Source organism: Synechococcus sp. RC10A2 (assembly GCF_047502605.1).
In genome coordinates this window covers 12,920-25,106 of sequence record NZ_JANSHP010000053.1, presented here as the reverse complement: position 1 = coordinate 25,106, position 12,187 = coordinate 12,920, and the positions used below count along the sequence as shown (strand labels likewise).

The 12,187-nt window shown below is 59.2% G+C and carries 11 protein-coding genes and 1 pseudogene; 9 read left to right on the top strand and 3 right to left on the bottom strand.

Features of this window, described 5'->3' with window-relative positions:
- Positions 1 to 171: 171 nt before the first annotated feature.
- From NW848_RS06790 to NW848_RS06770, 5 genes are all read left to right on the top strand, one after another.
- Positions 172 to 753 (top strand): sigma-70 family RNA polymerase sigma factor, encoded by a 582-nt coding sequence (locus NW848_RS06790; RefSeq protein ID WP_011428985.1) that lies wholly within the window; start codon positions 172 to 174, stop codon positions 751 to 753.
- Positions 750 to 1,493 carry an anti-sigma factor gene (locus tag NW848_RS06785; protein ID WP_011428984.1) on the top strand — a complete coding sequence of 248 codons (744 nt, stop codon included), beginning with the start codon at positions 750 to 752 and terminating at the stop codon, positions 1,491 to 1,493. The genes NW848_RS06790 and NW848_RS06785 overlap by 4 nt, the downstream gene beginning before the upstream one ends.
- A gap of 231 nt (positions 1,494 to 1,724) precedes the next feature.
- Positions 1,725 to 1,946, top strand: a complete 222-nt coding sequence (locus tag NW848_RS06780) for a DUF2839 domain-containing protein (protein WP_011428983.1) — start codon at positions 1,725 to 1,727, stop codon at positions 1,944 to 1,946.
- Between the two features lie 36 nt (positions 1,947 to 1,982).
- A complete protein-coding gene (locus NW848_RS06775; protein ID WP_011428982.1) occupies positions 1,983 to 2,810 on the top strand; it encodes a carbon-nitrogen hydrolase family protein in 828 nt (275 codons plus the stop codon).
- A 9-nt stretch (positions 2,811 to 2,819) separates the two neighbouring features.
- A complete protein-coding gene (locus NW848_RS06770; protein WP_011428981.1) occupies positions 2,820 to 3,095 on the top strand; it encodes a glutaredoxin family protein in 276 nt (91 codons plus the stop codon).
- Here the strand turns inward: NW848_RS06770 and NW848_RS06765 are convergent.
- A complete protein-coding gene (locus NW848_RS06765; RefSeq protein WP_414402506.1) occupies positions 3,081 to 6,566 on the bottom strand; it encodes a DNA polymerase III subunit alpha in 3,486 nt (1,161 codons plus the stop codon). The two genes, NW848_RS06770 and NW848_RS06765, sit on opposite strands and share 15 nt — an antisense overlap.
- A 118-nt stretch (positions 6,567 to 6,684) precedes the next feature.
- Between NW848_RS06765 and selD the strand changes: the two genes are divergently transcribed.
- The 3 genes from selD to NW848_RS06750 all read left to right on the top strand — a co-directional run bounded on the left by selD (position 6,685) and on the right by NW848_RS06750 (position 9,634).
- Positions 6,685 to 7,743 carry a selenide, water dikinase SelD gene (gene selD, locus NW848_RS06760; RefSeq protein WP_099812628.1) on the top strand — a complete coding sequence of 353 codons (1,059 nt, stop codon included), beginning with the start codon at positions 6,685 to 6,687 and terminating at the stop codon, positions 7,741 to 7,743.
- Between the two features lie 112 nt (positions 7,744 to 7,855).
- On the top strand, positions 7,856 to 8,356 hold the full coding sequence (locus tag NW848_RS06755; protein WP_011428977.1) for a hypothetical protein: 501 nt from the start codon (positions 7,856 to 7,858) through the stop codon (positions 8,354 to 8,356).
- 165 nt (positions 8,357 to 8,521) lie between these two features.
- Positions 8,522 to 9,634, top strand: coding sequence for an ABC transporter permease (locus NW848_RS06750; RefSeq protein WP_011428975.1), 1,113 nt, complete (start codon positions 8,522 to 8,524; stop codon positions 9,632 to 9,634).
- A gap of 54 nt (positions 9,635 to 9,688) precedes the next feature.
- Here NW848_RS06750 and NW848_RS06745 read toward each other — a convergent pair whose 3' ends face one another.
- Positions 9,689 to 10,618, bottom strand: a complete 930-nt coding sequence (locus tag NW848_RS06745) for a hypothetical protein (protein ID WP_414402507.1) — start codon at positions 10,616 to 10,618, stop codon at positions 9,689 to 9,691.
- A gap of 275 nt (positions 10,619 to 10,893) precedes the next feature.
- Between NW848_RS06745 and NW848_RS06740 the strand changes: the two genes are divergently transcribed.
- The gene (locus NW848_RS06740) at positions 10,894 to 11,481 is read left to right on the top strand and encodes a hypothetical protein (RefSeq protein ID WP_099887291.1); all 588 of its coding nucleotides are present in this window, start codon (positions 10,894 to 10,896) and stop codon (positions 11,479 to 11,481) included.
- 183 nt (positions 11,482 to 11,664) lie between these two features.
- Here the strand turns inward: NW848_RS06740 and NW848_RS06735 are convergent.
- A pseudogene (locus NW848_RS06735) lies at positions 11,665 to 12,187 on the bottom strand (hypothetical protein); the annotation flags it as partial.

Below are 12,187 nucleotides of genomic sequence, written 5' to 3'. Positions count from 1 at the left end.
CGGCCCGATTCCAGCTCGGGATTGGGCCTTCTGTACTTCTTCAAGTAGGGTTGACCTCCATCTATGCAGGCGATAGATTATGGGAGCCGCTGTCCTTTCTGGCTTGCCTTAGGCAAGGCCTGCTTCTTACTAAGTGCTTTCTCGTCGCCGTTTTGTTTTCTCCTTCCCCCCATGAAGATCGAGGATGACAAAGCCGAGGGATCTCTGCAGGAGAGAAGCGATGCAGAGGTATTTTCAGCCCTCAAGGCAGGCCAGTCGCAAGCTTTGGCTATCCTCTACGACCGCCACGCCGGTTTGGTATACGGAATCGCCTGCAAGATGCTGGGCAACTCTGCCGAGGCCGAAGATCTGACGCAGGACATTTTTTTGAGTTTGGCCCGTTCTTCCTTCGATCCCAAGCGGGGATCCCTGCGCACTTACCTGGGCATTTTGGCCCGCTCCCGCTGTTTGGATCGGCTGCGCTCTTGGCGCAATCGACAGCGATCCCTGGAACGGGGCAGAGTGGAATTACAGGGCGATGCCGCCGAGGATCCGGCCCTGGAGCAGTTGGCCGGGGCAGAGCAGGCGGTCGAGGTGCAAACGGCTTTGGCCCAGCTATCTGAACATCAACGCCAAATCCTCAAAATGGCCTATTACGAAGGCATGAGCCAAACAGAAATTGCCAAGCAATTGAATCTGCCTTTGGGAACGGTTAAAGCCAGAGCCCGCCGAGGCTTGCTGCGGCTGCGCGAGTTGCTGGGAGGCGCCCCATGAAAGCCGAGTCTGTGTCTCCCGAAGAACTGCAACTGTGGCTGGCCGGCTACGTGCTGGGGGATCTCTCCCCGGAAGAGGCCGACCGCCTGGAAGCGGTGCTCAAGCTGCGCCCGGAGCTGCAGCAGGAGCTGCAAGCCCTGCAACAGACCCTGGAAAGGGCCTACGGCGTCGAAGAGAAGCAACCTCCCCCCGCGCTGCGGGCTTCTCTGCTGCAAGCCTACACAGAGCCGGCGCCCAAACCCCTCTCCACGACAATTCAGGGATCCCCTCGCTGGCGGGGCCTGGCGGCATTGGCAGCAGGGTTAATCGTGGCTTTGGGACTGGGGAATCTCTACCTGTGGCGCAGGCTGCAACTGGCCCAGACGCAAGGGATCCCGGTCGAGGTGGTGACATATGAATTGCAACCGACGGCAGAAAACGTGACTGGCTCGGTTACGGTGGAGGTGGATCCGCAGCGCTTGCAGGGGAGGCTGGTAGCCCGCGGTTTGCCGCCGCTGCCGGAAGGCCGCGTCTATGCGCTCTGGGTGGTGCTGGAGCCGGAAGCGCCCTTCACCAAAGATAGGGCGGGGGCGATCCTCACCACAGCTTTCCGGGTGGATGCGGCGGGAAACCAAGAACAGGAGCTGCGCTTGCCACCGGTGTTCGCATCCACAGAATGGGTGCGGGCAGTGGCCATTACCGAAGAAGACGGCAGCCGGCCCCAAGAGCACCAGGGATCCCCTCTGTGGATTTCCGGCTAGCGGGAGCAGTGGCCAACCAACATAGGTTCGTCGGCGGAGGCAAGGCATGGATCTAGCCAGGATCCCTCTGCTTAAGCGACTGGCGGAGCACTCTCGCCGATGTGGATCGGCAAAACAGGGATCCCGAGCCACCCTGCCGTTGGGAAAAGTTGTGGGCGCACCGGAAGCGTAACAGCATTAAGATGATGGTCACTACCCCGGCACAGCAAAAGCCAACTTGGAGGCCACCCTATGGGCGAAGCCAAGCGCCGCAAAACCCGAAACAGACCGACTCCCGACCAAGAGCTGCTCTTTCCCCAGCTCAAAGACATTCCTCTCACCAAAGCCCAAGCCCGCACGATCTACAATTGGACAACTCGAGGCGCTTGGGCCGGCATTATTCTCCTGGCCATTGTCTGGGTGGTGGTGCGATTTGTGGGGCCTGCCCTGGGCTGGTGGCACCTGGTGGGCTAGCCGGCTGGATCCCTTGAGTCTCCTTGGAGTTTTCCTATGCGATCCTACTTGGCAGCCGCCCTGCAGATGACCAGCACCCCCGATCTGGCCGGCAACTTGCAACAGGCAGAGGAGTGGATTGACTTTGCGGCGCGCCGGGGCTGTGAGCTGGTGACCTTGCCGGAAAACTTTGCCTTCATGGGGCCGGAGGAAGAAAAAGCCCGCCTTGCGCCGGAGATTGCGCAGCGGGCCGAAGAGTTTTTGGCCAAGATGGCCCAGCGCTACCAGGTGTTTGTGCTGGGCGGGGGATACCCGGTGCCGGATGGACAGGGCAAGGTGTACAACACGGCGGCCCTCTACAGCCCCGAGGGCAAGGAGCTGGCCCGCTACCGCAAGATCCACCTCTTCGACGTCAACCTGCCCGACGGCAACACCTACCGCGAGTCGAACACGGTGGTGAGCGGCAACGAGGTGGTTGTCTGCCAGGAGGAGCGGCTAGGCACCCTTGGTTTGTCGGTCTGTTACGACGTGCGCTTTCCTGAGCTATATCGCTCCTTGGTGGATCGAGGGGCAGAAGTGTTGTTGATCCCCGCCGCCTTTACCGCCTACACGGGTCGGGATCACTGGCAGGTTTTGCTGCAGTGTCGGGCCATTGAAAACACCTGCTACGTGATCGCCCCCGCCCAGGTGGGCACCCACTACGAGCGGCGACAATGTCATGGCCACGCCATGATCGTGGATCCCTGGGGGACGATCCTGGCGGATGCCGGCGGCGAAAAACCAGGAGTGGCCATTGCCGAGATCGCCCCAGAGCGGCTACAGCTTATCCGGCGGCAGATGCCCTCGCTGCAACACCGCCGGCTGGCCTGTGCCGTTACTCCCTAGGGATCCCCTATGCCTTGGCCGCCGCTGATTCTCTACAGCAAGCCCGGATGCCACCTCTGCGAGGGCCTAGCGGAGAAATTGCGGCAGATCCCCGAAATCGGCGAGCTGGAAATCCGCGACATCACCGCCAACCCCGCCTGGTGGGAGCGCTACCACCTGGAGGTTCCCGTGCTGAAGGTGGCCGGGGATCCCGAACGGCTTTTGCCTCGCCCCTCGCCGCGGCTGACGGCGGCGCAGTTGCGCGCCTGGCTGGGACAACAGTTGGGTTGCCTATCGGGAGGCTAGCGCTTCGCTGCGGGCGGTATAGCCAGCTTGGCGCAAAGCTGCCACGGTGGCCTCGGCATCTTTAACCCAAAATTGGGATCCCAGCCTCACCCAGAGCGTGTGGGGAGGGGCGACGATGGCCGCCACAACAGGGATGCGATTTTCTTCCTTGGCTTCCGAACGTTGGCGGGCAAGCAATGTTTGCAAACGGTATCGATCCTCCAATGTCCCAGCCGAGTCCAGAGGGAGTTCCACCGTAACCCAACTCACCGATTCAATCGGCTGTAAGTCCTCGACAATCAATTGCACCTGTTCATCCCGCTGATCCACCTTGGCCCAGATAAAAAGCCGTTGATCCACCTCCAGACGATGGCGCAAACGTTCGTAAGTTTTGGGGAAGATCACCGCTTCGCAACTGCCGGTGAGATCTTCCAGTTGCAAAATGGCCATGCGATCCCCTCTCTTGGTGGTTACCGTTTTAATGGCGGTCAGCAGGGCCAGAATGCCTACAGAAGTATCGGCTGCGTAGCCGCTCAAATCGGAGAGGTTAACAGGAGCCAACAGCCGCGCCTGCTCTTGAATCCGCCGCAGCGGGTGATCCGAAACATAAAAGCCCAACAGCTCCCGTTCTAGCCTTAACTTTTCTTGCGGTGGAAAATCTTCAGTTGCAGGCCCCCGCGGAGCTTCAATAAATCCCTGGTCGTTGCCCAACAAATCAAACAGGCTGGCTTGGCCAATGGCTTTGGACTTAGCCTGCTCCGCTGCCCAATTGAGGATGGGATCCAGATCCGCCATTAGCTGTTTGCGGTTGCCGGAAATACCATCAAAAGCGCCCGCACAGATCAACGACTCGATGGCGCGGCGGTTGACCACGCGCAGATCCACCCGCTGGCAAAAATCGGCCAAAGAGGTGAAGGGGCCTCCGGCCTGGCGGGCAGCCAGAATGTTTTGAATCGCCCCCTCGCCCACATTCTTCACTGCTCCTAGACCAAACAAAATGCTGGATCCCTGAGGGGTAAAGTCCAGGCCAGAACGGTTGATATCCGGCGGCTCAATTTGGATCCCGATCGACAGGCAATAGGTGATGTAGCGCTGGACCTTGTCTTGATCCCCTCCCACAGAAGAAAGCAGCGCCGCCATGTATTCTGTTGGATAATTGGCCTTGAGATAGGCTGTCTGGAAAGTAATCAGTCCATAGGCCGTAGAGTGGGATTTGTTGAAGCAATACTCGGCAAAAGCAACCATTTGGTCAAATAGCTCCGTAGCCACTTCCTTGGCCACACCTCGCTCTACTGCCCCTCGGACGAATTGCTCCCGGTGTTTCTCCATCTCGGAAACTTTCTTTTTTCCCATCGCCCGCCGCAATAGATCAGCCTGGCCCAGGGTATAGCCGGCCATGTCCTGGGCAATGCGCATGATCTGTTCTTGGTAGAGAATGGCGCCATAGGTATCTTGAAGGATTGGCTTGAGGAGATCGTGGGCGTAGGTTACCGGCTTGCGGCCATGCTTGCGATCGATAAAGTCCGGGATCATGCCCGTATCCAATGGCCCTGGCCGGTAAAGAGCTAAGACCGAGGAAATATCTTCCAAGTTGGAAGGCTTGAGCTCTCGCACCACCTGCTTCATGCCGGAAGACTCCAGTTGGAAGATCCCTTCCAGCTCTCCTTTTTCCAAAAGTTGGTAAGTTTTCTCGTCGTCCAATGGCAGGTTATCCAGGTCGATAGTGACCCCTCTGTGCTCTCGAATCAGCTCCACGGCCCGCTGGATCATCGTCAGGTTGCGCAGCCCCAAAAAGTCCATCTTCAACAGGCCCAGAGACTCGATATCTTCCATCGAGTACTGAGTAATAATTTGGCCTTCGTTGTTGTATTGCAAGGGCACGATCTCATCTAGAGGATCTTTGGAGATGACCACGCCGGCAGCGTGAACCCCAAAGGTTTTGTTGGTGCCTTCCAACAGGCGGGCCAGCTCGATCCAGCGGTGAGTGGTTGGGTCTTTCTCGTATTTTTCTTTGAACTCTGGAGCCGGCGTGTTCTCGCCGATCATCTCCTCCAATTTTGCCGGTTTGCCCCGCGAGATCGGGATCAGCTTTGCCATTTTGTCGGCTTCGGCATAGGGAATATCCAGCACCCGACCGACATCTTTGAGAATGGCCTTAGAAGTCATGCGGTTGAAGGTGATGATCTGGGCCACTCGCTCCTGGCCGTATTTGCGGGTTACATAGTCGATCAGCTCTCCCCGCCGCTCGATACAGAAATCGGTATCGATATCCGGCATCGATTGCCGTTCTGGGTTGAGAAAGCGCTCGAAGAGCAACCCATATTTGACGGGATCGATGTTGGTAATCTGCAAAGCATAGGCCACCAGGGATCCGGCTGCCGAACCGCGGCCCGGGCCCACCGGGATCCCATGTTCGCGAGCATAGCGAACGTAGTCCCAGACCACCAGGAAATAGCTGGAGAAGCCCTTTTGTTGGATGATATTCAGCTCAAAGCGCAGGCGCTCCTGATAGTTTTCCGGAATCTGATCTGGATAGGCGACGCCGCAGCGTTTCGCCAGGCCCTGCCAGGCCAATTCGGTGAGATAGCTATCGGCAGAATGGCCCGGCGGAACCGGATAGTCGGGCATGCGCGTTTCCCCAAATAGGTCATAGCCCTCGATCTTTTCCAGCACCTTGAGAGTGTTGGCAATGGCTTCGTCGATCACCTCCTGCTCCAGGTGATCGCGGCAGAGGCGGCGCATCTCCTCCGGGCTTTTCAAGTACTCTGTGCCGCTGTAGCGAAGGCGGTTTTTTTCGGTGAGGGATTTGCCTGTTTGGATGCAGAGCAAAGCATCATGAGCCTCCACATCCCAACAGGAGATGAAGTGGCTATCGTTGGTGAGGATGATCGGGATCCCTAATTCGCGAGCAATGCGCACCAATTGCACATTGACAAAGCGGTCTTCTCGATAGCCGTGATCCTGAATCTCGATGTAGTAATCATCTCCAAACTGTTCCTGATACCAGGCGGCAACTTGGCGGGCAATTTCTGGCCGCCCCTGCAAAATGGCCTGGGGCACCTCCCCGGCCAGGCAGCCGCTGGTAACGATCAACCCCTCTTTGTATTGCGCCAAATACTCTTTGTTGATACAGGGCCGAGCGAAGATCCCCTTGCCTTGAACGCCTTGGAGATGGGAAATGGTGGTCAGCTTGACCAAGTTTTTGTAGCCCTGGGTATTTTTGGCCAAAACCACTTGGTGATACTTGGGGTACTTGCGGCTTTTGTCTCGAATATCGCCGTTGATAACATACATCTCATTGCCGATGATCGGCTTGATCCCTTTGCTTTTACACAGTTTCACCAGCTCGATGGCCCCGTACATAACGCCGTGATCCGTCAGGGCCAGCCCCGGCAAACCCATCGCCACCACCTGCTCAATCAGAAGCGGCAATTGGCTGGCGCCATCCAAGAGGCTGTACTCGCTGTGCAAGTGCAAGGGAACAAAGGCCATGGCAAGGCTACAGATAGAAGGATCTTTCTTACCTTAACTCGGTGTGCCCATTTCCCGGCTGCCTGCAGGTGTGGCTACAGTGAGATCAATCAAGCTTGTGTTTTCTCCTTTTGCCTAAATGGACACTCCCCTTCGCCTCACCCAGTACTCCCACGGCGGCGGCTGCGGCTGTAAAATCGCCCCGGCGCTGCTGCAGCAGATTCTCAAAGAGCTGCCCCTTTTCTGGTCGGATCCGGCGCTGCTGGTGGGATCCGAGACCAGCGACGATGCCGCCGTCTACCAACTCAACGACGAGCAGGCCCTGATCCTGACCACCGACTTTTTCATGCCCATTGTGGACGATCCGGTGGATTTTGGCCGCATCGCCGCCGCCAACGCCCTTTCCGATGTTTACGCGATGGGGGGCACGCCCATTCTCGCCCTGGCCATTTTGGGCATGCCGGTCGACAGGTTGCCCCTGTCGGCCATTCGGGAGATCATGGCCGGGGGAATCAAGGTCTGTCAGGAAGCCGGGATCCCTTTGGCCGGGGGGCACTCCATCGATTCGCCCGAGCCCATCTTCGGCCTGGTGGCGGCAGGGCTGGCCCACCCGCAGCACATCCGCCGCAACGCCACCGCCCGGCCCGGCGACGATCTCATCCTCACCAAGCCGCTGGGGATCGGGGTGATGACCACCGCCCTGAAAAAGGGCCAGCTCAGCGCGGCAGGCTACGCGGAAGTTTTGCAGGTGATGACTCAGCTCAACCGCATCGGCCCGCAACTGGCGCAGCGAGCCCAGGTTCGCGCCCTAACCGATGTAACGGGGTTTGGCCTTTTGGGACATCTGCTGGAAGTCTGCCGGGGCTCGGGGGTGAGCGCCGAGCTGGATTTGGCTGCCATTCCGTTTTTGACCGAAGCGCTCTCCTTAGCTGAAGCTGGGATCTTCCCCGGCGCAGCCCGGCGCAACTGGCAGGGCTATGAGGGAGTAGAGGCCAACTCTCTGCCGGAGTGGCAGCAGTTGCTCTTGTCGGATCCGCAAACCAGCGGCGGCTTGCTGGTGGCGGTGGATCCCGCCTACACCGCAGAGCTTTTGCAAGAGCTCCACAGCGCCGGCTACTCTTACGCCCGTCGCATTGGCCGCTGCCAGGCCGGCGAAGGGATCGCCATCCGGGTTGTCGGCGAGATGCCGGTAGCTTGAGTGAAGCCTATATTCGGCCCTCTCCTGCCAATATGAAGATTCGGTCAAGCAGAGCTGCGAAAGTTGAAGATCTCATGTAAGGGTAAGGGGAGCTGAGATATCTTAAAGGGGTATGAACGAGCCCTCTCCCAACAGCCATAGCCTGGTTCAGTGGGTTGAGCCAGGTCAACTGATTCGCAGCCTCAGCAGTGGCCAATTGCTGATGGTGGATCCACAGCGGCCCAACGCCCTGATCATCTGCAAGACGTTTCATGCCGAGTTTGCCGGGCCGGGGGCTGCGGTCGGGGGGCCCTTGGATGTGGATTCGAGCGGCGTGCTCCCCATTGGGGATGTGGCTCTGTTGCATCCCCAGGGCTATCAAGAGCGGCAAAATGCCTATGCCAAGCGGCTGCACTGGATGCGCTGGCTGCAGCAGATCACCGATAATCCTCTGCCGGCCCAGCGGGCGCGGGTGCTGCTTTTTAGTTTGGAGGAATTTTTCTCTGCCGATTTGGTCAGCCAGTTGCCGGATGACATTTTGGCGCGGCTGGTCGGGGTGCTGCCGCAGACAATCGCCGCAGCTCGGATGGAAATGATGCCCCTCTACAGCCCCAGCTATTCCCTGGCCGGCTGAGCCGTCTTGGGGAAGAAGGGAGAGGGGAGCCTGAGTTGGGGCTGTTCGGGATCGGAGTAAGAGACCTAGACTACAGAAATCAGGCCTTCTGGCTCTCTGGATTTGATTGGAAAATAAGCGCGGTATCGCTACCCTGAAAGCTCGCCCAACCGGGATCCTGGCCTCATGCAGTGGTGGAAACGGCTTCGCCAAAATCGCTGGGCTCAAGCAGGAGCCTACATCCTCCTCGTTTTCTATACTTGCGCCATTTTTGCCGAGTTTGTCGCCCCCTACAGCCCGCTGGAATCGCAGCCGGGGGGATCCCTTCTGCCCCCCACCGCCATTCACTTTTGGGACGAGTCGGGGGCTTGGCTGGGACCCCACGTTTATCCAACTCGCCAGGGGCCGGTGGATCTGGAAACGGGCGAACGTCCGCTTTTGGTGGATACCAGCCGTCCCGCCGGGATCCGCCTGTTTGTGGCCGGCACCCCTTACCGTTGGTTGGGTTTGATCCCCTGGGATCGACACCTATTCGGCACTGTCCCTCTGCGGACGGAGGAAGGGCTGCCCGTAGCGCGGCTACACCTGCTGGGCACGGACGATCAAGGTCGCGACTACTTCAGCCGTCTGGTCTACGGTGGGCGCGTCAGCCTGTTCGTTGGCCTGGTGGGCATCGGCATCTCTTTTCCCATCGGTCTGCTGGTGGGGGCCATATCCGGCTACTTCGGCGGCTGGGTGGATACGCTGCTGATGCGGCTGACTGAGGTGTTGATGTCGATCCCGACGCTGTATTTGCTGGTGTCGTTGGCGGCGGTGTTGCAGGTGAACCCGCTGACCGGTGTGCCCTTCAGCAATGCCGAGCGCTTTTTGGTGATTGTGGCCATCCTCTCTTTGGTGGGTTGGGCGGGCTTGGCCAGGGTGATTCGGGGGCAGGTGCTGTCCTTGCGGGAGCGAGACTTTGTGCAGGCGGCGCGGGTGGCCGGGGCCGGATCCCTGTATCTGCTGGTGCGCCATATCCTGCCCCAGACCACCACCTACGTGGTGATCTCGGCAACCTTGGCGGTGCCCGGCTATATCGTGGCAGAGTCGGTGCTGAGCTTGATCGGCCTGGGGATCCAACAGCCGGATGCCTCGTGGGGGAACATGCTGTCGCTGGCCACCAACGCTTCGGTAATCATTCTGCAGCCCTGGCTGGTGCTGGCCCCCACCCTGATGGTGGTGCTCACCTCCCTGTCTTTTAACTTGCTGGGAGATGGCCTGCGAGATGCCCTCGACCCGCGGGATCCTGATCCTCGCTGAGGAGAAGTTGCTTCCTGGTTTGCCGGCTGTAGAGGCAATGGGGCGGCCTGCCGTTCACCGTTTCCCGTCGGGATAGAGCCGGTTGAGCCCCTTGCGAGCCTTGGCATGGACGTCCAGGGTGGTATCCATCTTCAGGATCTGGCGGTAGACTTGCTCGGCCCGGGCGATTTCCCCCTCCTGCTCCAACTTCTCGGCCAGCTTGAGCCAACTTTGGGCCGAGGGATCCGCCAAAGAGCCCTGCTCCTGCAGTTGCCGCAGCTCTTCCAGGCGCTCTTGCACCATCGGTCGCAACAGCCAGGAATCGTCCAGATCCAACACTTCTCGGTAGTAGCGCTGGGCCTCTTTGAAGTTCTTTTGCTCGTCGTAGGCTTCCGCCAGTTGCAAAGCCAGCTCCGCCGTGGGCCGATCCTTAAACTGGCGATGCAGTTGGTTCAGCCGCCGCAGGAAGGGGGATCCCTGCTGCGGGTTTTTCAAATCCGGCGCGTGTTGAACCGGCAAATAGTTACTCCTCTCCGCCGATTGTTGAGGGGAAGGGGCAGGCTCCGCGGCCTGAGGTCGAAGGGGCGTTTGCCGGCTGATGCTTTTGGGGTCAATGGGGGTGGGCTTGTAAACCCAAACCGGCTGATCCGAAGAGGATGCCGGTGGGGTTGGGTGTGGGATCGGCTGGGGCAAGGGAATGGTCTTGCGATCCGGTGGTTCAGGAGGTGGCTGCTTCAGTTCTTCAGGGGTGCCGGGAGGTTTGGGGGCTTGAAATTGAATTGCCTTGGGAGCCTTCCTGTGCTCTTGGGCCAATTCTCGATAGAGGGCGGCCAATTGGGCATACCCCGCTTCTTCGTAGGCGGTGGCCAGCCAACGAGCATTCTCTGGGCTGGGATCTGCACGGTAAGCCCGCCGCAGCAACTGCAAAGCAGTGCCATAATTGCGCTCTCGAATGGCTGCCTGCCCCAAACTGGCTGAGCTGGCCCCGGTCGTATCGCTAGCCATAGGTTTCCGTCATGCCTCGCTGTGCGCCAATGATAGATCAGTTCTCCCTAGCCAGCCACCTGGGGCAACCTTTGCGACTGGATCCCTTGGCCATAGCATACCTTTGTCGAGCCGAACGCTGACTGCCAAGAAAGACTTCTCTTCTTTGGGATCTGCTCGCTAGACATCTTTAGCTGATGTTGATTTGAGATTGAGGCATTGAGATCTGGATGTGAGGCATACTTTCAAGCTAGCTTGTAGTCAAGCCCCGAGCAGCGACAGGTTTCGGCGCAAACATGATTCAACAGTTTCGAGATCGGTACCCCATGGGCAGTTTGCTTACCGATCTGTTGCGCGTAGAAGAAGGGATCTACATCGTCAAAGCCCAGGTGGTGGTCAACAACACGGTTCTGGGCAGTGGTATTGCCGGCTCCAACACAGTAGAAGAAGCAGAAGATGCTGCGCTGAAGCGCGCTTTAAACCACGCAGGATTCGGTCATTCCACAACTTCCCTGAGCTTGGGGGTGGATTCTGCTGCCGCCAGGATGCCCTACCTGCCCACTCCTGACTTGGCCAATGGGCGCACCCACTCTTCTGCTGCCCCTCAAGCTCCTGAGTCGATAGGGATCCCGGCGAAGCCGACTTCCCCAGAGTTGCCCAATCTGAGCGAGCCAGGGGCCTATGGAGATGATTTATCCGACATCATTGCTCAAACAGATGTCGAGATGCAGCGTATTGGCTGGGGCCGCAAGGAAGGACAAGAGTTCTTGGAGCGTCGCTTCCAAAAAAAGTCGCGCCACCAACTAAATGAGGCCGAACTGCGGGAGTTCTTGCGCTATTTAAAACAGCAGCCGTCCCGCCTCAACAGCGAGCCCCGTTTTTGACTTTTCCAGACTCCCTCGCTCCCGGCCCCTCTCCCAGAGGGAGTCCCCCCTCACCCCCAGCCCCTCTCCCAGAGGGAGAGGGGAGTTAGACTTGACCTTGGAAAAATCCCTTGCCCAAAGACAGGAGACTGCATCAAACCGCCAGTCTCTCTGGTGTCTCGTTGTGTTCTGGAATAGCCACGGCTAGGGCGCACCCACGATCACAGTGGTGTCTTGCATTGTCTTCACGACGGTCTCGCCTCCTTCCGAGAGCACAACCCGTCGCTCCGGCACCGACACTCCGGCCACCCTGGCAGTTTGGTAGTTTTGCCCGGCCTGCACCACAGAAGGAATGACGCCTGGGCCGGAAACCAAAGCAAAGGATTCGCCACCAATCTGGATCATCCCAGAAACCTGCACGCTGCGGGCAAAGGCCGCCGGGTCACGAGTGGGGGTCGGGAGCGGCGTGGTCACTGCTACGGGCACTTCGCCACCATTGCCGGGCGGCGGCAGCTCCGGCGGCGGAGGTAGAGGTGGCAGGTTAAGGGTTGGCTCAGGGGCACGCACGTTTTGGGGCACAAAGGGATCCGCCCGTCCCGCCCCACTCAAGGCCCGCTGGGTTTCCTGCTCTCGATCCACTGGCGGGATCAGGCTAGAGGCAGCTTGGGTAGCCTGCAGAAGGGAGGGCACCGGCGGCGGGGGTTGATCGGGGGCGGTCTGGCCAAAG